This window comes from Citrobacter freundii complex sp. CFNIH9 (assembly GCF_002903305.1).
GTDB classification, from domain to species: Bacteria; Pseudomonadota; Gammaproteobacteria; order Enterobacterales; family Enterobacteriaceae; genus Citrobacter; species Citrobacter portucalensis.
The window spans coordinates 952,356-971,246 of the sequence record NZ_CP026238.1 but is presented as its reverse complement, the minus strand read 5'-3'; the positions used below and the strand labels follow the sequence as shown (position 1 = coordinate 971,246).

The following is an 18,891-nucleotide window of genomic DNA, read 5'->3' as shown; positions in this document are numbered from 1 at the left end:
TCCTCGTTATGCTCCATGCTGCGTAAAATGCAAATAGCCAATAGATAGCGATGATCATAAAAGTTTCTCGTATTGTTATTTAGTCATTTGAATAAATGATCTCATAATCCGAGATCATAGATTTAACTGTTACGTCGAAATAGCCAGCTTCTTTAAAATCGATAACACCGAATGATTTTAAAGCGTGAAGCCAGAACATCACGCCGCCTTGCGAACATCCAGATCGTTCGATAATGTCACCAAGTTGGATTTTTGTCGGTTTAGATTTGTAAAAGTATTGAAGGGTTTCTAATACGCGCTTTCCAGCGTCGTTAATTTGAATACGGTCAACACCGTATTTCACTAAGTATTGGATCATAATCCTCCTGGTTAAAATGGTAGATCTTCGAATTCGTCGAAGGTTTCATTCGTTGGTACGGTTAAAATAATCTCACGTCCAAGATGTTTGGTCGCTGTCTGGGAAATAAGTCGGTAGGCTGCTTCCTCATCGCCCATTGTCTCTGTTAGCGCCCATTTCAAAGCGGCATCAATGGGATCTCCATTCGGTTTGCAGATAGCTACACCGCCCCAGGGAAGGTCTGGCTTGTCCTGCTGAGTGGGGATCGTTGGTGTTGGTTGATACTGTGGAGCATCCCAGACAAACGGAAGATCATCAAAATCAGGAACTGAATGCTCCTCTGCGGCCTTCACTGGCTCAGGGGCTGGCACTTCGTCAGACGCTGCTACAGGCTGCGCTGTCGGCGCTTCTGGTGGGGTAATGTGAGCATCAGTGATCGGAAACGTCCGGTAAACTTTGGAACGATAACCAGGATTTTTCTCTTTCGTGATTAGCCCTGCATCTGTCAATTTCTTAATCAGTTTGCAGGTTCGCTCCCTGGATAAATCGATCACCTTTCCAAGTTCTTCCTGACTTTCGTAACAGAAATTCCCTGAATTTTCCCATCCCTGAAAATAGCAGTACAGCTTTTGCGCCTTTGGGCAAAAGTCCATGTAACCATCCTGGAGATTGGGAGAATAAATTCTCGGAATGTCTCGGAAATAATGCGGGGTGTTGATTGAACGATCTTTTACTTCACCATTTTTTTTATCTGTGTACTGGTAATCTGCCTTAATCTGGGCGAGGGTTTTTGCCATTGTTGTTTGCTCCTATGTATGCTCAGTAAATTACGAATGCTCTTCATTTAGTTTTCTCCGCTTCTCATTCGTGGATTGGGTGTTAACGCTGGAACGCTGTTATTACGCGCCAGCTTTCGAGTATTTGACCGCCAGACTTTGGCATTCTTCAAGAAGGAGTGCGCTTACGCTCATTTTTCGGCGCTTCGCTTCTCTGAACAGAATCTGAAATGTCTCATCCGGTATCATTAACGATGTGGACGGTGGTAGTTTGGTTTTCTTCTCGATCATTCTTGTTCTCCTTCTGGGTTAGCTGGTCACTGGGGTGAAGTTTGGCGTTGCTCGCCATTCATCAAAGCGTCGGATCGCTTCTTCGAACATCTCCACTCTATCTGGCTGTTCTCGCTTACGTGCTCGGACAAGTGAACTGTAAACAAGTGTTCGTGTTGTTCGGCCTGTGATCAAATCCGCGTAGATTTGGTCAACATTGAAGTAACGCATGTTGTTTGCTCCTGTTTGGTTTTCTCCAGACGCAAAAAAGCCCCCGCACCAAAAAACCTGGTGGAGGCTGCAATTCATGCGTATGGAATGTTGTTAGATGAGGTAGATGATAATGATTATCACATACCTTTAATAATACACTAAAAGCACACTTGCTGTCAAGATATTTTTCAATAACTTCGAAAAAGTCAAGCGCATTACATGCTTTTCACCAAAAACCTGGGGTTGCTGTCAATCGAAATTTATGATAGAACCTGCCACCAAAGACGACAGCCATAATAAACACACAAAACAGTCTGTAACGCTCTCTGCGGCGTTATAACGCATTCAGGCTACCAATGCACCAACCACCCTATTAAAATCGCTCTACGGGCTTCCTGTGCGTTCTGGTGACGTATGGCGCACCTCTGTCACTTACTCCCGAAACCAATAGCACAACTACAGAGGGATAACGGTAGTTATCAGGATAGTAGGTGTTGGTATTGGATTGAGGCTGGATGAACTGGAGCCATCAGCGAACAGTGAAGCCTTAGCCACTGACTTACTGAAACCTTGCATGGGTGAACGTTAGTTCATGAATGGATGGTTGAAGTTAGTCAGCTTATCAGATGGACAATCAACGGTAGTTGGTTGGTCAGATGGTAATTCCGCGCACAGCGCAATGGTATTCGCCCACGGCGAAAGCGATCTCTTGCCGATGGCAAATAATCGTTCGTGCCTGACTCTCGTCAGAAACGAAGTTTGCACGAGTCCAGAAGGTAAAGAGTAACGCTTTGCTGCGTCGTGAGCAGGAACGGGGGTGTCCGGGAAGCCACCAAACGGCGTACCAGGACATTTCCCCTTGAGTGACGGCGATTGACGCCAGGCAAATGATCTTTGCGACCAGCGCAAAAGGTCAAATCCACAAACATAGTCTTATAGATCTTAGTATTATAGTTAGTTAGTCTTATAGAGTGACGTTACGTCACAGATAACGTGCCTCATGTGTGACGCTGCGTCACAGAAGTAGCTTGTTGATGTGACATTACGTCACAGACAGGATGATTCGTATGTGTGACACTCCGTCACATAGCAGGGTTTTTCCCGTATGTTCTCACGCTGAAAGTGACAAAACGTCACTCCCCAACGATTAATCATCACCCTGCTCACTCCGAATCGTCCATGCAACAACCCGCAGTAATTCCAATCAAAATGGACAGTAAAGCCCTACTTAATCCAGGATTAAGCCAATCTAAATAATCCACCTCTCACGCTCTGTAAATCACTTTCTAACTATCGATGTACATTACCTCAATTTTTGTAAAGCCTTGCACCGTGCGGCTCACAGCAATCATTGTCAACTAAGAGCACTTTCATGATAGGTGCAATGTGCTTAACGACTTTTGTTATAATGTAACAATTCGATTTTCCATACCAAAATCACCTTTGTTGATAATAATTATCATCAACTCAGATCACAACGCCACAAATGAGAACAGCTATCATCTACCGTGCAATGCCTCTACCTCAAGGTTTTATAGTAATGTGAGATAGAACGCCTAATTCATTGATTTAATTAAAATAAATTATTTAACCGTCCTCCTCCCTCTCTATTGTATGCAATGAATCTGCATAAAATGTGCATAGCCTCGCCAGGATTTGGCAACGTTCAAACATCTATTTAGACTTGCCAACCGTTTGATTTTGTTAAGGATATTCTATATTTGTGCGAATTTTAAACAGGAGGCCGTACTTCTTTGCATTCAGTAGTGCTGGAAATGGCGCAACCTTCCACCACCTTCAATAAAAATGTGAGATTGAATGGTTGTAACTTACTGAAAATGATCATAATCTTATTTCACAGTTTCAAGATTGATGGAGATAAGCAGATGGCGACCACGAAGATAATCACCCAGGCAGAGGCGTTTAAGCTGATTAGCTGGCTTGAAAGTCATAACAAACAGCTATTCGCAGACGTAGCGATCACTATGGCCTCTTTATGCTTACGTGTCGGGGATACGGTGAATTTGAAGTTCAGCCAGTTCAAGGAGGGAAGCACGCTGGAAGTGCTGGAGAGTAAGACGGGCAAGAAGAAGGAAATCATCGTCCCTGCGAAGGTGTGGGAGATCGTAGAACGTCGCCGCCAGGCATTCCCGAAAGACGAATACGTTTTCACATCGCACAGCAACCGTGCATCAGGAAAATCCCCTGTAAGCCGTGAACAAGTGAACCGTGAGATCAAACAGGCTGCGGAGAATGTCGGGATTAAAGGAACGGTAGGCTGCCATTCTTTTCGCAAGTTTTCTGCCACACAGGTGTGGGAGAAGTCTAACGGGAATTTGGCTTTAGCCATGAAAGCGCTGAACCATTCAGATCCTAAAGTGACCATGAACTATTTGAAGATTGACGTTAAGAGCGTGGGCGCTGCCCTTGCAAACATTTGGGAGTGATCAACATGAAACGCTTACTGGTGCTGACGCTGGCGCTCTCGCCAGCCCTGGCGAATGCAGGACAAATTACGATGACCAACCCACAGGAGGAAAAGACGGAGAACGGGAAAACGCTATGCACGTATCAGAACAGCAATTATCTGTTCACTTACGTAACAAAGGGGAAATGTCCGTATGCGAAAACCTTCAATACAGAGGATTCAGAAGAGTGAAAAAGGAGGAAGAGCCGATCATTAGCTTTATCTGGAATGGGGCCACCGTGCGCGTGTATACGCAGATAGTGAAACTTGCAGGAACGACGCTACAACGGCACTTGTTACCAACAAACCTTAGAAAAGCTGTAAATGAAGAAGTGGCGAAGGCTGGCAACTTGCCGGAAGACAGCCCCCGCCGTATCCAACAATCCCAACGGAGATCAGGAAATGCCGAATCATCACATTATGGCGTTAGCGCTCGCGCTGTGCAACGCAAGCAACGGTAGAACCGTCCGAATCCCTGCCATGACAGGAAGCCAGCTTCATTTGCTTATGATGTGGCTACGGGCTTTGAAATAACCATAACGAACGAGGAGATAAAATGGCGACATACAATTCTTATTCAATCAAGCAAGACATTGAACTCTATCAAGAAGAGTTGCAGGAAAAACACCCACGGCTATCTGAGAAACGGTTAGATGCGATCCTTGAGGTGAAAAGTGCAATAGCGCTACGTTTTAAAGACATTGCCGACAAGGACGAAGCAGCGAAAGAGCACATTGCTGTATGCAACATTATCCAAGCCAACAAAGAACTAAGTAAGGCTGATTTCTCGAAGTTTATGGACTTTGCGCAAATGTACTGGCGACAGTATCAAAGCGAATGTGCTCAAGAAGCCTAACCAATTTCTTGACGGGGGCGCAATGCCCCTTTTTCTTTAGGGTATTACTCCCCGTTGGTTTTATCCCCGTCCTCTTGCCGCATAGATTCGATAAACTCCCGTTGTTCCTGTGTGAGTGCAAGCTCGTCCAGCAAGCGATCCAACTCTTCTTCAGGTGATTCCTCTTGAATCTGTCTGTTCCCGGTAACCATACTCACCCTTGATTTATTCAGATTAATCTTAGGTTAACCAGGGTGCAGAAAATGCCCAACTCACAGATTTTAGAGAATAGAAGCCATAATGCCCGTTGGTGGTAAGACAACGTGCGGAGCCGTTAGGCGACTTCATCAGGGTTATGTCAGACAGTGAAGCTTATCAGGATGACCATGTACCCGAAGGAGCGAGGCCGAACCGCTGGCAGAGCCGGATCTGTAGCTACCGGAGCATCACCACCATAAACCTGTTTATTCCCTGCAACGTCATCACGACGTGTGGCATGGGGGAGCATCGGCAAAAAATGCGCTTCACTGTAAGGTTATGAGAAGTGCGATCCGTCGCTGCCTGGTGTAGGCTTTGCGTTCATTGTTGGGCTATCGCGGTAAGAACTTGAAACCACCGCCGACGATTGGCTACACTCTCATCTCACCGAGTAACCATTCGTGACAAGTCTCAAAGTAGTGAACTATGGTAGAACGCCTCAGCATGTTAGTAAGCACTACTGCGTAACATGCTGAAAGAACCGGAGTTTTTTCGAACGGTTCCACCTGGGGAGATTCTGGAGCGGGCGAAGGGATTAGAACAAGCCAATCAATAACTTGAAAAACATAGAGTTTTCAAGTTATATCTTAACTTATACCCCCAAAGATACCCCCAAAGCACAGAGGCTTTGAATTCAAGTAATTACCTTTGTCGATAAATCAGCAGGAAGCGAGATGATAGCAAATGGCAGGCATACTCGAAAGCAGCGACACCGTTAGTATCAGACTAATTACGATTTAATAAACCCAGATCCCGGCGGGCCCTCATGATATCAATAATCGTGAGATATGGCGTTTGTTCTTGCCAGCTAAACCCTCTGCGATCGATACGAACCAGTTCGTACTTTTCCACTAGAAAGTTAATGGCATCAGCCAGCGTGATACCGGCATCGATATGTTCCTGTATAACACGTTCCTCACTGAATGGTGTGTCGTTGAGGGTGAGACCATAGTGCTGTTCCAGCAGACGTGTCAGTAACATTTGCCAGACATCCACGGGTGACAGGCAGGGCTTCGCCGCCCGCTGAGTTGTTGCAGGTTGAGATTTCATGTTTGCTCTCGTGGAAGTTATTAGCGCTGAGTGGGATAAATGGCGATATATACGTAGCCGCAACTGCCAAGGGTATCGGCTTCGCAGGTGAAACCGTTGCGGTACAGAGTGACGCAGTGGGTGTGGCGAGGATTCAGTTCACCGGTAGTCAGCATGGATTCCATCTGGCGGATAAAGTACGGAAATGCCACATCCAGCTTCCGGCATTCTGCGTCACTGAACTGGCCGGTGATGCTGGCCCGGTCAGCTAAATAATGCAGCCGGTTCCCCTCCTGTACCAGACGGGCTCCCAGGCGTGGCGTAATATCCCGCTGCAGGCCCCATGTGATGTTGCTCATTGATAACCTCCGTTATTGTCAGTTCAGGGTAATACTCATCAGGCAGGCATACGGCCCGTTGCGGTCCTGGCGACGTTCGGCGTATACCGCCAGGACACCTGAGATATCCGGCACGTCCCTGCCGGTGTAATGGCAGACGCTACCGTGCCACTGATATTTTCCACTGCAGTATCGAAAAATGCGTGAGGCCGGATGCTGGCGGTATATCGTCATTGCCCGGCGTTTACTGATAATTTTCATGTCATACCTCACAGCAGACCGTGTTCAGCGAACGAATAAATTTGCCTGCCGCCGACAATCAGGTGGTCAGGGACACGGATATCCACCAGCTGAAGTACCTGCACCAGCCGCTGCGTGAGGGTTTTGTCGGCTAGGCTGGGCGTCGTCTCGCCGGAAGGATGGTTATGCGCCAGTATCACCGCCGCCGCATTGAAGTGCAGTGCACGTTTGACTACTTCCCGGGGATGCACCTCGGTGCGGTTAATCGTGCCGGTAAAGAGCGTCTCATGGGCAATCAGTTGATTCTGGTTGTCCAGATACAATACCCGGAACTCTTCCCGCTCAAGCGCGGCCATATGCAGTCGCAGCCACTCCCGGACGGCGTGAGTGGAGGTGAAGGCCACCCCGGGCTCATGCAGATGCCGGTCAAGAATCCTCAGCGCCCGCTGAATGAGATGCCGGTCCTGTGGCGTCATCTCGCCGGGTAAAAAGGAAAGCTGTTTCATTCGTTGTTCCTCCGGTCAGTCAATGATGCGCAGAATGGCGTGGGCTTCTGGATGCTGCAGGGCGTAGTCCCGCAGGCGGTAATAGTGCGCGGTCATTGCGTCACACTCTGTACGGCAGGCATGGTGGCTGTATTCAATCAGGCAGACCGCGATACCGGCAGCGTCTGCACTCATATCTGCACCATTGCCGTTCATGCTGTTGAACAGATGCCATTTATCGTCACTGTCAGCATCAGGGGCCATAAACGCGCCGCCATTGCTGAGGGTGTAAAAGGACCAGATACCACCGCTGTAATCCGCACAGAAGCGGCCCATCCAGGCGAAAATATGCGGTTCCAGCGTTGTCCATTGTGGAATGGTGCCAAAGTGCTGCGGCCAGAAGCAGATACGCTGTTCGTCAGGTAGCTGCGTTACGGTCAGTTCAAATTCGGATTCGTTAGCAGATGCGAGGTTGTTTTGTGTCGCTGTAGTCATGGGTATATCTCCATTAATAAAAAATGCCAGCGACGATGGCTGGCGCATGGGGTAATAAAGTGGGTTCAGGAAGGTTAAATATTGGTGGTAAATGATTCGGGGTCAGCGGGTGAAAATGTCAGTGCGGATACCTGACCTGCGGATATAACGGTTAAGCCCTTCACCGGCATCCGGTTCAAAGTTCCATGCCCGCCAGACCATCCGGCCTTCGGCGTCGCGAACCACCAGGCGGAAGTGACTACCCTGGTCGTCTTCAATGCCGATGTTGCGATACCGGCGGGTAACTGCTTCGGCCTGCTGTCGGGTAAAAGGTCCCGGTGGCAGCATGTGAGATTCAGGCATTCGATGTACCTTAAAAACAAAAGCCCCTGACGCAGATGCGTCAGGGGCTGTGGGAGTTTGCATGTGTAGGGGGATTGTCAGTAACCGGTTTGCACCTTATACAGCCGTAAGGTTTTGCTGCCCCGGACAATCTTCACATACAGGGCATTATCTTTCGTGCCGCGCACAAACCCGGCCTGCACATCGCCCTTGCAGTCACCACCGTCGTAAGGAATGTTGACACCGGTCTGGTGCACCAGGTCGATAACCCCGAAGCTTAAGTCTTCACAGGCCGGGCCCGGCAGGTCCTGAATCAGGGCAAATTTATGGTCGTCGCTGACACCGGTCAGTGAGCACATGGAGGTGTTGATGTCGTTTCCCTGGCACCAGTACTCCTGGCCGGGATTGTCTTTATCCATCAGGTTTGCCGGAAGCTGAGCGGCACTGGCACTGAAGGTGGCGAGCAACAGAATGAGGGCGGATATGGCTGAAGTGATAATACTTAACATGGCATTCTTCCTGAATTAATGGGTGCCAGATGACACCCGATATATTTGCAGGGCATCTGGTGTGATTTAAAACGTCTTTAATCAGATGCTCAGCAGTTACCGGTACGGCGGCACAGTTCTTTTAGGCTTTGCTGAGAGGCCCACTGTTGCAGTTGGCGATCCTTTTCTGTCTGCCTGGCCTTAATGGCAGCCAGTTGTTGTTTATTTGTGCAGCTTTCAGGCAGCACCATCAATACACGGGGCTCCGCCTTTTTATTAACCATCTCAAGCTGCACCTGTGTATCGACGATACTGAAGTAACACCCTTTACCGTTATCCTCACCCTGGTACACCACATCAAGATCAGAAGCATATCCGCTAGCCGTTTTCAGGTTCAGGTAACGGACGGTTTTTGTTTTTTTGTCAGCTAGATACAGAGGGGTGTTATAGGCCTGGCGCAGCAAAAATGTATTCGTCCACGGATAATAACCAATGATGTCAGCCTTCAACCCAAGCGCATTGAGCATTTTCACATCATCATAGCCATTCGCAGAGGTCCAGCCGCTTTTCTTCATGTCGTACCAGTTGGTGAGACGACCGGTGACATCGTAGGCATGTGCGCTGGTCGTGAGCAGCAGGAGCCCTGTGACAGCCAGAGTAGTGAGTCTTTTTTTCATCGTGATATCCTTTTATTGCATCATATAGGCATGTTGTTGTCTGAGCAGGATTCAGGCCATAACGGCCAGAACCAGCATTGCCAGCCATACCCAGAAGTAAGCCGGTTTCTGACCGAGGGTTTTCGCCCGCCGCCACAGATAGAACGGTACCAGCCAGGCCAGTTTGCCGAACGTGGTGGTATCCACTCCGGCCTTACGCAGACGGCGTTCATCGAGATACCCTAGAGCGATATTGAGCAACAGCGTGATAAACCAGTACTGCCCACCCGAGACGGCCTCATACGCTTCCTCAAACGCCATCCCGTTCAGCCCTGCCGTCCAAAGCTCGAGCGCATAACCAATAAAAGGCGCAAATGCCAGCGTCCATACCACTCCGCCCGGAATGCGGCTCCCCGGCAGTGCTGGTGGTGTGGTGCTGTGGAGCAGCGCCGAAGCCAGCGGGGTGGCGGAGACCGGTTGCCAATCCGTCATACCCTGTCGCCACACCAGCGTGGTTGCCGTCAGTTCACCGCGCACAATCAGGCCAGTGATGTCGTCTTCGGTCACATTGTCGTGACGTATGCCATTTTTTTCGTAATGCCAGGTCATAGCTTTTCCTTCTTAACAGAGGTTATTAAAATGAAGTCCATCCCGATTCCCCGTTATCAGCAACCTGTGACAAAACTTCATGGATGAAACTGAAGTGCGGAAGAGCCCGGATAAAGCCCGCCTGTGTGGTTAGCTGGCTGAGACGTTTTTTCGGGATAAAAGTGGTATTGAGGACCGTTACTGCATGAATGGCCGTCAGAGGATGCACGGTGATATGCCCGTTAAGTTCACCGGTGAGGTACCAGCAGCCGTCGAGTGATATCAGGCGGTACGGGGCCAGTCCGTCACAGCGCTCTCCCTCAGCCAGCAACAGTACCCGCTGGCAGGCGGTAATGGCACTGACGAGACGGTAGAACACCAGTGAGATGGCGGGTGACACAGACTGTGGTGGCTGCCACACCAGACAGGGCATCCCTCCTGCTGTGAGCAGCATGCCCGCCAGACGCCGGTCCAGCCCCGGAAAGATATCGGCCAGTCCGGACCGGTGAGCAAAGGTCAGCGCATCCAGCTCGCCCTGTACGCCCCCGCCGGTGCTGCGCAGGCGACATTGCCCCCGTCGATACTCAAGGTCGAGGTACATGAGCCGTTCGCGAAAATCCCGTCGCAGGGTACGGACTGACACACCAAACTCTGCAGCCAGCCGCGCCATGTTCAGCGTTTCACCGGCAACCAGGCGGCTGATTATCAGTGACAGCCTGACAGCCAGCCGGTCATGACGGCGCTCTGCCTGTGTCATCTCGGATCTCCGTAATAATTAACTGACTGAATATGAAATGATTCTAAAGAGGGGGGCGGACAGGGTATGGACATGGAATGAACTATTTTTTATCTGCCACCGGAGGCAGGCCCGACGCGGTACTCCGTGGAATGCGGTGATAAAACACTCAATCCAATGGAGGTAAAACGGACAAGGAGTGTCCCTTCCTAACATATTGATAACAAGCTCAGGACTGAAACCCACTCAGCATCGCTTCCGCCATCACCCAGAGAGCCCGGTTGAGCTTCACATCACCGTCAATACCGCGCACCGCACGGGTATGCGTTCGTCCGCCTTTCGCACTCCGTCCACTGAGCCCGCCCTTAATCAGGTTCTCCTGAATACGCTGGTATGTGGTCCACAGATCATTGCTCTCATCCTGCCAGCGGCGTGGGGAGAGTATCTGAGGTGCTGTCACCGGCTGGTGGTCCTCACCGAAGCGGTACGTCAGTGCAGCCTGTGCCAGAGCCTGTTGTGCCGGCGGGGGCAGCATCAGCGACTGCATGGCATCACGTTTTTCTTCCACACGGTCAAAGATCCCCAGTACTTCATAAGCCCCCTCAATCACCTGACTCACCACATCTCCTTTGTGCGGCACCCGTACCTCGCCAAACGACTCACCGCAGACGAGGCCGTTCTGACATACCGCACGGAATAATCCCGGCAACATCTGATACGAGCTGGTGCCATCATGGGAGTTGAGCAGAATAATTTCCGGCACCTGTTTGCCGATAATTTGCCCCTCCCGACGCAGGCGCAGCATATGCTTTGTATGCTCACGACGCCCTGGGTCACGCACTCGGGTCTGGCAGGCAAAGAAGGGCTGAAAGCCTTCGCGCTGCAGACTGTCCAGCAGGGATATGGTGGGTATGTAGGTGTATTTTTCACTACGTGACTCGTGTTTGTCCTCACTGAACACACTGGGTACCACGCGATACAGCTCTTCACGGGTTAGCGGACGATCACGACGAATAAGGTTTGCTGCGCCAAAGCGCGAAGCCAGACGGGTCATAAGCAGACTCCTTGTTGATTCAGAAAACAGATAAAAGAAAGCCCTGTCGCACAGTGGCGACAGGGCTCTGGAAGTACTGGAACAGAAAAGGGTTAAACTCTCAGAAGAAGAAATCCCAGACGGCGCGAACCGTGCTCACTACCATATCGCGCACACTGAGAATAAGCGATTTCACCGGCTCCGGCACAAAAGGCAGCGAAGCAACTGCATCAACAACCTCACCTGCAGCTTCACCAAAACGGTCCCGGGCCTGCGACTTTACAGGCTCGCTGCGCAACTTATCATGCAGCTGAGCGCTAAGCGGGCTACTGGCACGGGCTGGCAGGCTGCGCATCATTGTTTCCACCAGTGACCCGAGCCCCCATCCCGTTCGTGCTGACACGGCGCGTAACGGATGTGATGGTGTAAATAACTGGCGGATATCACTGAGCTTGAGACTGAGATTGATTTTCTGGTGAGAGGATGGAGAGCCGCTGGTAGCATTCCATTGCTGGCAGGGCTCCAGCTTGTCGACCTGGTTTACCACAAACAATACCTTATGCCGGTGAGTGCCAATAACCTCGCGGTAAAAACGCTCATCCACCGACAACGCCCGGTCATCGGCTTTAATCACCCACAACACCAGGTCCAGTTGCGGCAACTGACGCCGGTACAGCGCCCGATATTCCCGGTCGCGGACCTCACTTTCACCGACACCCGGCAGGTCTATTAGCACCATGCTGTGCCGCCCGACTTGCAACCGGCAGCGCAGGGGCTCACGGGTACAGGCCGACACATCACTGACCGGGGACATTTCTCCGGCAAACAGCGCATTACACAACGATGATTTACCCGCTCCGGTTTTACCCATCACACCAATCACCGGCTCGTAATTTATCAGCTTGCTGATATGCGCCAGAATGTGTTTTCTGACTGTATCGGGTAGCGTAGCAACAGACTGCGTGACACCCTGCAGGCCATCGTGTTCATTCATGAAGTCACCTCTGACAGATAAAAGAAAACCCGCGAGGAACACAGCAATTCTCGTGGGTTTAGGGGGATGGTCATGCCGATAATATCTGTCTGAGATTATTTGGAATGAGAGGGCGTTATTTAGTTAAAATAAATACAACACCCATGAAACATGTGTGCATCTAAAATTTCAACCTTTATCACTCTTTATAATTTCAGAATATTTATGCTCAAGAAGATTCACCATAATTTCCGTTTCCGATACACCATAATGATTCGACAATTTGAAAAGCTGTTTTTTTGATTTAGTAGGTAATTTTAAAGCATCGACGCCAGTTTTAGATTTCTTCCTTCGAAGTTGCTGACCCCAGGCTTTTTCAAGCTCATCCATCAATACTGCTTTGTGTTTCTGGGGAGCAGTAGGTGACTCCGTTAACACAAGAAATTGCTGACTTACTTTTTTACGACTCCTCTTCAACTCTTCAAGCTGCGCATTCGTCCAGCCATTCCAGAAATCAAAAGTTGCGCAGATAAAATACCAACGCTGGTAATTATTAAGAGGATTAAGTGGGGGCGAAACACCTTTGTTTTTCATTGTTTCCCATACCCACACACATTGCTCCTCATTTTTAATGTCCATCCATGAAAAAACTTCTGGAAAATCTGCGTAAACTTTAGACCATGCATCATTTATTTTTGTTGTCAAACTGGCGATATTCTTTGCATCTAAATATAAAAATGTATTTGTAACGAATCTAATAATATTTTCGACACCCTTTACATGTGCAACAAAGTTTGGGAAGAAAACACCATTGGCGGGTTTATTTTTTAACGTAGAAGGTTGAAGTATCCTGATAAGTTCATCTAAATCACCCTCCAGAGTTTCTTGCTTATCGGAGGCTAACAACAACAAGCTGTTTTGTGGTTCTGATGTCTCTGCGTCTGGTTTATTTTCGGGAACATCAAGATTGAAGTCCGATGTCATCACTCCTAATGAGGCCACCCCATCCCCCTGATGGACTGATGGTTTTTCACTTATGGTCAGGTCAAATTTAACTGTACCGAGTGCCTCTGCTGAAAATGGATCAACAAAGCTTTTAGCTACCTTTTGAGCGCACTTATCTATGGTGTTTTCGCCATATAGAGCCAGATAAAAAAAATAAAAAAATGCTGCCCGGGGTTCTTTATTTAGCCATTTTAGCTTGTTTTTTAACCACGAGTGCTTTTCTGAAAATTGCTTATCTAGCCTGATGTACTCTTTTTCGACACGCTCTTTTTCCCATGCGCGGCTTTCTTCAGCGTAACCCTTCCTGTCTTCGTTCATTTTTTCACCAATTGCTGTGATTGATTTTGATTATCTTACGTATTAAAACCGTAAAAAAACAATAGAAATAATGACTAATAATTGATTTAAAGTTAAATAAAAAACAAAACAAAAACGTAGTAAAAACGTAGGGTAAATTCAGATGTTAAAAATAAAAAATCAATGAGTTACAAGCATGTCATGTGATAAACCAACAGGATAATACCATGTCAATGCAAGCATCTATTTTGTCAGGCAGAAGAAACATTACAAGTCATCATCTTTCTCAGGTAGCGCAGGCTACAGGTCACTGAATCTGACATTTAACGAAACGGCTTCATCAACTCGCAGGTAAAACACGAAGTCACAAATGATCGCCGCTGCTTTTTACAACTGCACCGGTACCTATGCAGAGTTGAGCAGCACCTCGTGGTCACTGGTCATCGCCGTGATACATCATGCTTTGCTTCGATTATTTAACGGTAGTCAACCACTGTACTTCTCTGTTGACAGAGAGGTGGGTATTTTCAGCTGACAGAGGTATACGTATACAGGGTAGTGACGTAACCACCATTGCCCGCCGTTTCACCGGAAACACTCGGCGTCACCTGTGGAATAACCTTCCGATATGGAGGCTCTGGTTAAATGGAGCCATCAGCGAATCGTGTTGGCGATGTTGATGTGGGAGCTCAAATATTGCTCTCGCTATAGTCTGGCAGGGACGTGCAAATTGAATGATGTAGAGCCAGAGTTCCGCCTTCAGCATGTGCTTGATTTGGTCGGTAAGCTGGATCATCAAACTGCTACCGTGGCACTTCACACTGCTTGCGGAATAACCCCCCTCGTCAATATGGTTCCCGGCATCCGCTTAACATAAGAGCACCAGTCATACTTTAACGAGCTAAGTCCCCTTTCTATAAAGTTAAATTCTTCGCATCCCGGTTATAAGTCGTAGCAGTCTTCTAGTTCTTAAACGTATTTTTGATAATTAAGGTTAATTGGTATTATAGGGAAGTAGATCTCAGCATATAACAACTATCCCACCAGAGGATAGCGCATTGCTGATAGTAATGAACTGGATCTGCCAGGTAGGTAACATCCCCGGTTACATTACAAAAAAACAGTTCCTGCTGTTCCTTTGAACTCACCCAAAGGAATAACACAATGAAAAGACATTACCCACACTTTAAAAAAATCACTCCCGATGATTTCCTCCTGAATATGATCAATCACCATCTTAATCAGATTCTGATGCGTCACTCTAAAATACTGGCGTTTAGAATGGATTTTGATTATCAGCGAGGTACCAACCGATTCATTCGTAATTCTTCATTTGAGATACAGGATGACCTCCGGGATTTAACCCTGGCTGTAATGCAAATGCCTCAACTCTGTGGTTGTTTCTGGGTGCTGGAATGGACATCAGAAGGGGCAGTTCATGCTCATGCGATTTTTTATCTTAATGGTCAGGAACATCAAAAGTCATTCCCGTTCATTTTACGGGCAGAAGAACTGTGGCTAGAGATTACCCATGGTGAAGGCAAATCTCAGCGATGCAAACCAAATGCATATCATCGGGACAACATTAACAACGTTGTGGAATATCACAATAACGATGCCATAAACAGCCTGAGACGTATAGCCAGCTATCTGGCAAAAGAAGACCAGAAATACGGATTACCAATCTGGGGATACAACGAAATTCCTTCGCCAGCCAGGCAGGGCAGACCGAGGAAGTTTAGTTAGTTTTTTACAGCAGCACCGGTTGCTATGCCGGAGCGGGCAGCAACGTTTAATCACCCGACTCCGGTACCCATTCAGCTACCGGAGAATCAAATCATGACCAGTAAACCTTCCCTGTCTGAAGACCAGTTCGTCGATATGGCTTTTATCACCCGCCTGCTGGGGGTCAGTGATAAATGGATTTACCGACTCATCAAGGATGGCCTCTTTCCAAAACCCATCAAACTGGGTCGAAGTTCACGCTGGTTGCAAAGCGAAGTCGAAGCCTGGCTGCAGGCCCGTATTGATGCATCCCGTCCTCAGCGCTAAACCCCTTCCCGTTCGTTAACCCAAAACCAGTGCGTCATCTCGTATCCGCCTCTTGCGGAGTTTTACGGCTGCATGTCAGTTACTCATTTAAGGAATATCAGAAATGAACAATTCACCCTTACTCAACCATTACCAGGCCTGGCTGGATGATTTTACCCGCGTCAGTCTGTTCCACGGTTTATGCCAGCAGCACATCTCGCAGTGGCACAGGCTGGCGATAACCGCCTGCCCGATGCCAGGCAGTAGCGTAACAGAAGTCGTCATTCCACAGTGTCTGCTGCCGGTCACCCGCACCGGCCGACTGGGATCATGTACTTCCGCCCCCGGTCTGACTAAACACACCGATTATGCCCTTCTGCCCGGTGTGCTGCTTAGCGAATGTTATCGACTGGGGAAAAGTCGGCTGGCAAACCAGTTACAGATGTTATTCCGGCTTAATGTACAGCCCGGTATGCGCCAGGCGCTGACCCTGCTGTGCTGGTGTGAGCTGGCAACAGGTAAGGATATGGAGGAATGGTATGCGCTGCATCTGCCACAGCCTGACACGCTGACGCAATGGTTGGCAGTAAAACAGCGGGCATACCGGGGACTGAAGACGCTGACTGACGGTTACATTCGTGCCACCCAGCCGATGTGAGGGACGGATAATGCTGATACCAAAATGCTATATCGCACAGCGTAAAACCGGTGAGATTTTCGCTGTCAGCCAACTGAATTCAGGCGATGACGAGTGGTTCTGCCATCACTGCCAGTGCCCGTTGATTTTCCATCCACCCACCATAACGTCACCGCCCTGGTTCGAACACGACATACTTCAGGGACAACCAGAAGCACTGCTGCAATGCCCCTATCTGGCCCCCGTCAATGGAAAGCCTTCAGCAGTGGCTAAGCTACAGCGCCTTCTGGCACAACTCCCACCGGTCATCACGACCACACAATGGCAATGTACCATGTGCGGCCTGTCGTATGGTGGTGAGAAACGCTGCCCTCAATGCAGAAAAGGGATATACAGTCGGGAGATACGAATTTAGTGATACGTACCAGGCAATCATGGGATTGATTGGTACACCAGAAAGCTATTATATGGGGGCATATAACTTCGGAGTAAAAATCAATCACTTTCCATCATCCGGCCCCTGGTGCTGGTGGATTCGTAATTCATAATCCATGACGGGTTGGTAATATTAATTAACCAACTGATATATAAACAATATCATCTCAATGCCACACCCGTATACGGCTACTCATACACGATAGCCTTAATGGCTGGTCTTACCCCCCTTTAAATCCTTAATCCCTTTAACTGCCTATTACGGGTAAGGCTTTGCCCTGCCCGTAATTCATTACCCAAGGAAATTATATGTTTGACAATATCTGTCTCGATAGACGACACGCACCATTCAACACCACTTACCTGCAACGTATTCTACGCGTTATCGATAACGCGACTGCAGAACACGCACGCACAATGGCGGTACGGGTAGACCTGCGTCTTCCTGACAATATGCTCATTAACCGACAGGGCCTGATATCTCGCTTCATTGAATCCCTCGATGCGAAGATTGCTGCACGCTACAGAAGTAAGTTGAAACAGGGCACACGAACATATCCATGCCACCTTCGCGATGCCTGGGTTCGGGAGGTGGGTGAGATTAATCAGAAATCGCATTACCACATGGTGTTGTTCGTGAATAACGATACGTTCAATGGACTGGGAAGTTACAAAGAAGGCGGGACGGGCCTGGCGTCTCTGATACGAGAGGCCTGGTTGAGTGCTTTGCAGCTTAGTCACCGCCCAGAGCACTGGACGCTAGCCCGCTTTCCCGATAACCCACTTTATTACCTGGATATTAACTCCCACGGTTACAGCGAGGTATATGATCAACTGACGTTTCGCTTGAGTTACTTCGCTAAAGAGAGAACCAAATCCTACAGCCGTCAAGAGCGTTCTTTTGGCTGTAGTCAGTGTTAATACCTCTTGAGGCATCTATGGAAGAGGGGAATTGCTTCGTAGGCAATTCCAGAAATTAATGAATGCCATTCATAATCCCTATCCTCCCCCCTGTGCTTACAAGTCCGCTTTGAGCTGTGAGTTCAACAGGTGGATGCAACACATTGGTTAAAACGCTCTGCGGGTGATTCATAGTCTAGCGTTTTTCTTGGCCTCTCGTTGAGCTGCCTGGCAACACTGTTTAGTCTTTGCTGGCTGTGAACTGATAAGTCAGTTCCTTTTGGAAAATACTGTCTGAGTAATCTGTTTGTATTTTCATTTGAGCCGCGTTGCCAGGGAGATTGAGGATCGCAGAAGTAAACCTGAATATCTGTGGCTACGGTCGTGGGGGCAGTCCAATGGGAAAAAAACGCTCCCGGACGGGAGCATAAGCCAGTGACTTCGGCGTCAAATGAGGGTCTAACAAGTGGAGCTGCGGGTTAATTCTGGGTGATCTGGCTGCGATGCTTTTCAGCCTGCTGCTGATGAATAACGGAAGACTGACCATTATTCGCCTTCTCATGCATAACAGCGGCTTTCTCATGCTCGTTCATTTCGGAAAATGATTTTGCTGTTTCGTTAGAAGCTGCTGGCTTGGATTTCATCATTTTTTTATGCATTTCAGCCATGTCCTGATGGGCAGCAGAATTGCCGTTTTGCATCATTTCATGGGACATTGCGGCCTGATCGTGACCGCTCATATCCATCATTTTCATGCTCTCCCCCTGAACTGCACTTTTTTCAGCGGATGATTGCATCTGATGGGCAGGCGCCTGGGCATTATTTACCTGGTCATGCATGTTCATTGTCTCTGCAGCCCAGGCAGATGAAGCGACAGCCATCATGGCAATAAAGGATACAAGGATCTTTTTCATGGTTGGGTCTCCGGTGTTTTCATACCCGAACAATCAATGCTTATAACAGAGAAAGCATTTGATCTCAGGGCTGGTTGATCATCACGCCAGGAACCGGGCGATTGAATTATCACGCTGTCCTGATTTATGGCTGA

Annotated in this window: 26 protein-coding genes and 1 pseudogene; 9 read left to right on the top strand and 18 right to left on the bottom strand. The window is 48.6% G+C overall.

Annotated features, from left to right (window positions below):
- Positions 1 to 79: 79 nt before the first annotated feature.
- The 3 genes from C2U43_RS04965 to C2U43_RS29545 all read right to left on the bottom strand — a co-directional run bounded on the left by C2U43_RS04965 (position 80) and on the right by C2U43_RS29545 (position 1,404).
- Positions 80 to 358: a hypothetical protein gene (locus C2U43_RS04965; protein ID WP_045890504.1), complete on the bottom strand. Its 279-nt coding sequence runs from the start codon at positions 356 to 358 to the stop codon at positions 80 to 82.
- A gap of 11 nt (positions 359 to 369) precedes the next feature.
- The gene (locus C2U43_RS04960; protein WP_103284748.1) at positions 370 to 1,134 is read right to left on the bottom strand and encodes a MarR family transcriptional regulator; all 765 of its coding nucleotides are present in this window, start codon (positions 1,132 to 1,134) and stop codon (positions 370 to 372) included.
- 102 nt (positions 1,135 to 1,236) lie between these two features.
- Positions 1,237 to 1,404, bottom strand: a complete 168-nt coding sequence (locus tag C2U43_RS29545) for a hypothetical protein (RefSeq protein WP_164530024.1) — start codon at positions 1,402 to 1,404, stop codon at positions 1,237 to 1,239.
- Between the two features lie 1,967 nt (positions 1,405 to 3,371).
- Between C2U43_RS29545 and C2U43_RS04945 the strand changes: the two genes are divergently transcribed.
- From C2U43_RS04945 to C2U43_RS04930, 4 genes are all read left to right on the top strand, one after another.
- Complete coding sequence (locus tag C2U43_RS04945) at positions 3,372 to 4,043, top strand: tyrosine-type recombinase/integrase (protein ID WP_233899571.1); 672 nt, start codon at positions 3,372 to 3,374, stop codon at positions 4,041 to 4,043.
- 5 nt (positions 4,044 to 4,048) lie between these two features.
- The gene (locus C2U43_RS04940) at positions 4,049 to 4,255 is read left to right on the top strand and encodes a hypothetical protein (protein ID WP_071667254.1); all 207 of its coding nucleotides are present in this window, start codon (positions 4,049 to 4,051) and stop codon (positions 4,253 to 4,255) included.
- Positions 4,252 to 4,524 (top strand): hypothetical protein, encoded by a 273-nt coding sequence (locus C2U43_RS04935; protein WP_158654525.1) that lies wholly within the window; start codon positions 4,252 to 4,254, stop codon positions 4,522 to 4,524. Before C2U43_RS04940 ends, C2U43_RS04935 begins: the two co-directional genes overlap by 4 nt.
- Before the next feature lie 95 nt (positions 4,525 to 4,619).
- Positions 4,620 to 4,919 carry a hypothetical protein gene (locus C2U43_RS04930; protein WP_103284747.1) on the top strand — a complete coding sequence of 100 codons (300 nt, stop codon included), beginning with the start codon at positions 4,620 to 4,622 and terminating at the stop codon, positions 4,917 to 4,919.
- A gap of 963 nt (positions 4,920 to 5,882) precedes the next feature.
- On the opposite strand, the gene C2U43_RS04925 is transcribed toward C2U43_RS04930, so the two are convergent.
- The 13 genes from C2U43_RS04925 to C2U43_RS04865 form a co-directional block, all read right to left on the bottom strand.
- On the bottom strand, positions 5,883 to 6,206 hold the full coding sequence (locus tag C2U43_RS04925; RefSeq protein WP_048997879.1) for a TA system toxin CbtA family protein: 324 nt from the start codon (positions 6,204 to 6,206) through the stop codon (positions 5,883 to 5,885).
- A gap of 20 nt (positions 6,207 to 6,226) precedes the next feature.
- The gene (locus C2U43_RS04920) at positions 6,227 to 6,544 is read right to left on the bottom strand and encodes a type IV toxin-antitoxin system YeeU family antitoxin (RefSeq protein ID WP_048997880.1); all 318 of its coding nucleotides are present in this window, start codon (positions 6,542 to 6,544) and stop codon (positions 6,227 to 6,229) included.
- A gap of 18 nt (positions 6,545 to 6,562) precedes the next feature.
- Positions 6,563 to 6,784, bottom strand: a complete 222-nt coding sequence (locus C2U43_RS04915; protein ID WP_048997881.1) for a DUF987 domain-containing protein — start codon at positions 6,782 to 6,784, stop codon at positions 6,563 to 6,565.
- An 8-nt stretch (positions 6,785 to 6,792) separates the two neighbouring features.
- Positions 6,793 to 7,269, bottom strand: coding sequence for a JAB domain-containing protein (locus C2U43_RS04910; RefSeq protein ID WP_049016517.1), 477 nt, complete (start codon positions 7,267 to 7,269; stop codon positions 6,793 to 6,795).
- Positions 7,270 to 7,284: 15 nt separating this feature from the next.
- On the bottom strand, positions 7,285 to 7,743 hold the full coding sequence (locus tag C2U43_RS04905) for an antirestriction protein (protein ID WP_049016518.1): 459 nt from the start codon (positions 7,741 to 7,743) through the stop codon (positions 7,285 to 7,287).
- Between the two features lie 102 nt (positions 7,744 to 7,845).
- A complete protein-coding gene (locus C2U43_RS04900) occupies positions 7,846 to 8,085 on the bottom strand; it encodes a DUF905 domain-containing protein (protein WP_048998188.1) in 240 nt (79 codons plus the stop codon).
- Between the two features lie 77 nt (positions 8,086 to 8,162).
- Positions 8,163 to 8,573, bottom strand: coding sequence for a hypothetical protein (locus C2U43_RS04895; RefSeq protein WP_048998189.1), 411 nt, complete (start codon positions 8,571 to 8,573; stop codon positions 8,163 to 8,165).
- 89 nt (positions 8,574 to 8,662) lie between these two features.
- A complete protein-coding gene (locus tag C2U43_RS04890; RefSeq protein WP_048998190.1) occupies positions 8,663 to 9,229 on the bottom strand; it encodes a hypothetical protein in 567 nt (188 codons plus the stop codon).
- Positions 9,230 to 9,280: 51 nt separating this feature from the next.
- Positions 9,281 to 9,817 (bottom strand): DUF4339 domain-containing protein, encoded by a 537-nt coding sequence (locus C2U43_RS04885; protein ID WP_048998191.1) that lies wholly within the window; start codon positions 9,815 to 9,817, stop codon positions 9,281 to 9,283.
- Between the two features lie 25 nt (positions 9,818 to 9,842).
- A complete protein-coding gene (locus C2U43_RS04880) occupies positions 9,843 to 10,553 on the bottom strand; it encodes a DeoR family transcriptional regulator (protein ID WP_048998192.1) in 711 nt (236 codons plus the stop codon).
- Between the two features lie 208 nt (positions 10,554 to 10,761).
- Positions 10,762 to 11,586, bottom strand: a complete 825-nt coding sequence (locus tag C2U43_RS04875; RefSeq protein ID WP_048998193.1) for a DUF932 domain-containing protein — start codon at positions 11,584 to 11,586, stop codon at positions 10,762 to 10,764.
- Between the two features lie 100 nt (positions 11,587 to 11,686).
- Entirely contained in the window at positions 11,687 to 12,559 is an 873-nt protein-coding gene (locus C2U43_RS04870) for a GTPase family protein (RefSeq protein ID WP_049016519.1), read from the bottom strand.
- A 168-nt stretch (positions 12,560 to 12,727) separates the two neighbouring features.
- Positions 12,728 to 13,861 (bottom strand): hypothetical protein, encoded by a 1,134-nt coding sequence (locus tag C2U43_RS04865; RefSeq protein ID WP_048998195.1) that lies wholly within the window; start codon positions 13,859 to 13,861, stop codon positions 12,728 to 12,730.
- 1,143 nt (positions 13,862 to 15,004) lie between these two features.
- On the opposite strand from C2U43_RS04865, the gene C2U43_RS04855 reads away from it, so the two are divergent.
- From C2U43_RS04855 to C2U43_RS04835, 5 genes are all read left to right on the top strand, one after another.
- A complete protein-coding gene (locus C2U43_RS04855) occupies positions 15,005 to 15,586 on the top strand; it encodes an inovirus-type Gp2 protein (protein WP_048998197.1) in 582 nt (193 codons plus the stop codon).
- A gap of 93 nt (positions 15,587 to 15,679) precedes the next feature.
- Positions 15,680 to 15,892 carry a helix-turn-helix transcriptional regulator gene (locus C2U43_RS04850; protein WP_048998198.1) on the top strand — a complete coding sequence of 71 codons (213 nt, stop codon included), beginning with the start codon at positions 15,680 to 15,682 and terminating at the stop codon, positions 15,890 to 15,892.
- 103 nt (positions 15,893 to 15,995) lie between these two features.
- The gene (locus tag C2U43_RS04845) at positions 15,996 to 16,529 is read left to right on the top strand and encodes a hypothetical protein (protein WP_048998199.1); all 534 of its coding nucleotides are present in this window, start codon (positions 15,996 to 15,998) and stop codon (positions 16,527 to 16,529) included.
- Between the two features lie 10 nt (positions 16,530 to 16,539).
- On the top strand, positions 16,540 to 16,923 hold the full coding sequence (locus tag C2U43_RS04840) for a putative zinc ribbon protein (RefSeq protein WP_071687429.1): 384 nt from the start codon (positions 16,540 to 16,542) through the stop codon (positions 16,921 to 16,923).
- Positions 16,924 to 17,252: 329 nt separating this feature from the next.
- Positions 17,253 to 17,864 carry an inovirus Gp2 family protein gene (locus C2U43_RS04835; protein WP_048998200.1) on the top strand — a complete coding sequence of 204 codons (612 nt, stop codon included), beginning with the start codon at positions 17,253 to 17,255 and terminating at the stop codon, positions 17,862 to 17,864.
- A gap of 122 nt (positions 17,865 to 17,986) precedes the next feature.
- Here the strand turns inward: C2U43_RS04835 and C2U43_RS04830 are convergent.
- Together C2U43_RS04830 and pcoE are read right to left on the bottom strand one after the other, a co-directional pair.
- A pseudogene (locus C2U43_RS04830) lies at positions 17,987 to 18,238 on the bottom strand (IS30 family transposase); the annotation flags it as partial.
- Positions 18,239 to 18,322: 84 nt separating this feature from the next.
- A complete protein-coding gene (pcoE, locus tag C2U43_RS04825) occupies positions 18,323 to 18,757 on the bottom strand; it encodes a copper resistance system metallochaperone PcoE (RefSeq protein WP_038633679.1) in 435 nt (144 codons plus the stop codon).
- Positions 18,758 to 18,891: the final 134 nt, after the last annotated feature.

Bases quoted from the DNA above. Each gene is read 5' to 3' on its own strand.
- C2U43_RS04965 (WP_045890504.1), bottom strand. From the start codon at position 358: ATGATCCAATACTTAGTGAAATACGGTGTTGACCGTATTCAAATTAAC.
- C2U43_RS04960 (WP_103284748.1), bottom strand. From the start codon at position 1,134: ATGGCAAAAACCCTCGCCCAGATTAAGGCAGATTACCAGTACACAGAT.
- C2U43_RS29545 (WP_164530024.1), bottom strand. From the start codon at position 1,404: ATGATCGAGAAGAAAACCAAACTACCACCGTCCACATCGTTAATGATA.
- C2U43_RS04945 (WP_233899571.1), top strand. From the start codon at position 3,372: ATGGCGCAACCTTCCACCACCTTCAATAAAAATGTGAGATTGAATGGT.
- C2U43_RS04940 (WP_071667254.1), top strand. From the start codon at position 4,049: ATGAAACGCTTACTGGTGCTGACGCTGGCGCTCTCGCCAGCCCTGGCG.
- C2U43_RS04930 (WP_103284747.1), top strand. From the start codon at position 4,620: ATGGCGACATACAATTCTTATTCAATCAAGCAAGACATTGAACTCTAT.
- C2U43_RS04925 (WP_048997879.1), bottom strand. From the start codon at position 6,206: ATGAAATCTCAACCTGCAACAACTCAGCGGGCGGCGAAGCCCTGCCTG.
- C2U43_RS04920 (WP_048997880.1), bottom strand. From the start codon at position 6,544: ATGAGCAACATCACATGGGGCCTGCAGCGGGATATTACGCCACGCCTG.
- C2U43_RS04915 (WP_048997881.1), bottom strand. From the start codon at position 6,784: ATGAAAATTATCAGTAAACGCCGGGCAATGACGATATACCGCCAGCAT.
- C2U43_RS04910 (WP_049016517.1), bottom strand. From the start codon at position 7,269: ATGAAACAGCTTTCCTTTTTACCCGGCGAGATGACGCCACAGGACCGG.
- C2U43_RS04905 (WP_049016518.1), bottom strand. From the start codon at position 7,743: ATGACTACAGCGACACAAAACAACCTCGCATCTGCTAACGAATCCGAA.
- C2U43_RS04900 (WP_048998188.1), bottom strand. From the start codon at position 8,085: ATGCCTGAATCTCACATGCTGCCACCGGGACCTTTTACCCGACAGCAG.
- C2U43_RS04895 (WP_048998189.1), bottom strand. From the start codon at position 8,573: ATGTTAAGTATTATCACTTCAGCCATATCCGCCCTCATTCTGTTGCTC.
- C2U43_RS04890 (WP_048998190.1), bottom strand. From the start codon at position 9,229: ATGAAAAAAAGACTCACTACTCTGGCTGTCACAGGGCTCCTGCTGCTC.
- C2U43_RS04885 (WP_048998191.1), bottom strand. From the start codon at position 9,817: ATGACCTGGCATTACGAAAAAAATGGCATACGTCACGACAATGTGACC.
- C2U43_RS04880 (WP_048998192.1), bottom strand. From the start codon at position 10,553: ATGACACAGGCAGAGCGCCGTCATGACCGGCTGGCTGTCAGGCTGTCA.
- C2U43_RS04875 (WP_048998193.1), bottom strand. From the start codon at position 11,586: ATGACCCGTCTGGCTTCGCGCTTTGGCGCAGCAAACCTTATTCGTCGT.
- C2U43_RS04870 (WP_049016519.1), bottom strand. From the start codon at position 12,559: ATGAATGAACACGATGGCCTGCAGGGTGTCACGCAGTCTGTTGCTACG.
- C2U43_RS04865 (WP_048998195.1), bottom strand. From the start codon at position 13,861: ATGAACGAAGACAGGAAGGGTTACGCTGAAGAAAGCCGCGCATGGGAA.
- C2U43_RS04855 (WP_048998197.1), top strand. From the start codon at position 15,005: ATGAAAAGACATTACCCACACTTTAAAAAAATCACTCCCGATGATTTC.
- C2U43_RS04850 (WP_048998198.1), top strand. From the start codon at position 15,680: ATGACCAGTAAACCTTCCCTGTCTGAAGACCAGTTCGTCGATATGGCT.
- C2U43_RS04845 (WP_048998199.1), top strand. From the start codon at position 15,996: ATGAACAATTCACCCTTACTCAACCATTACCAGGCCTGGCTGGATGAT.
- C2U43_RS04840 (WP_071687429.1), top strand. From the start codon at position 16,540: ATGCTGATACCAAAATGCTATATCGCACAGCGTAAAACCGGTGAGATT.
- C2U43_RS04835 (WP_048998200.1), top strand. From the start codon at position 17,253: ATGTTTGACAATATCTGTCTCGATAGACGACACGCACCATTCAACACC.
- pcoE (WP_038633679.1), bottom strand. From the start codon at position 18,757: ATGAAAAAGATCCTTGTATCCTTTATTGCCATGATGGCTGTCGCTTCA.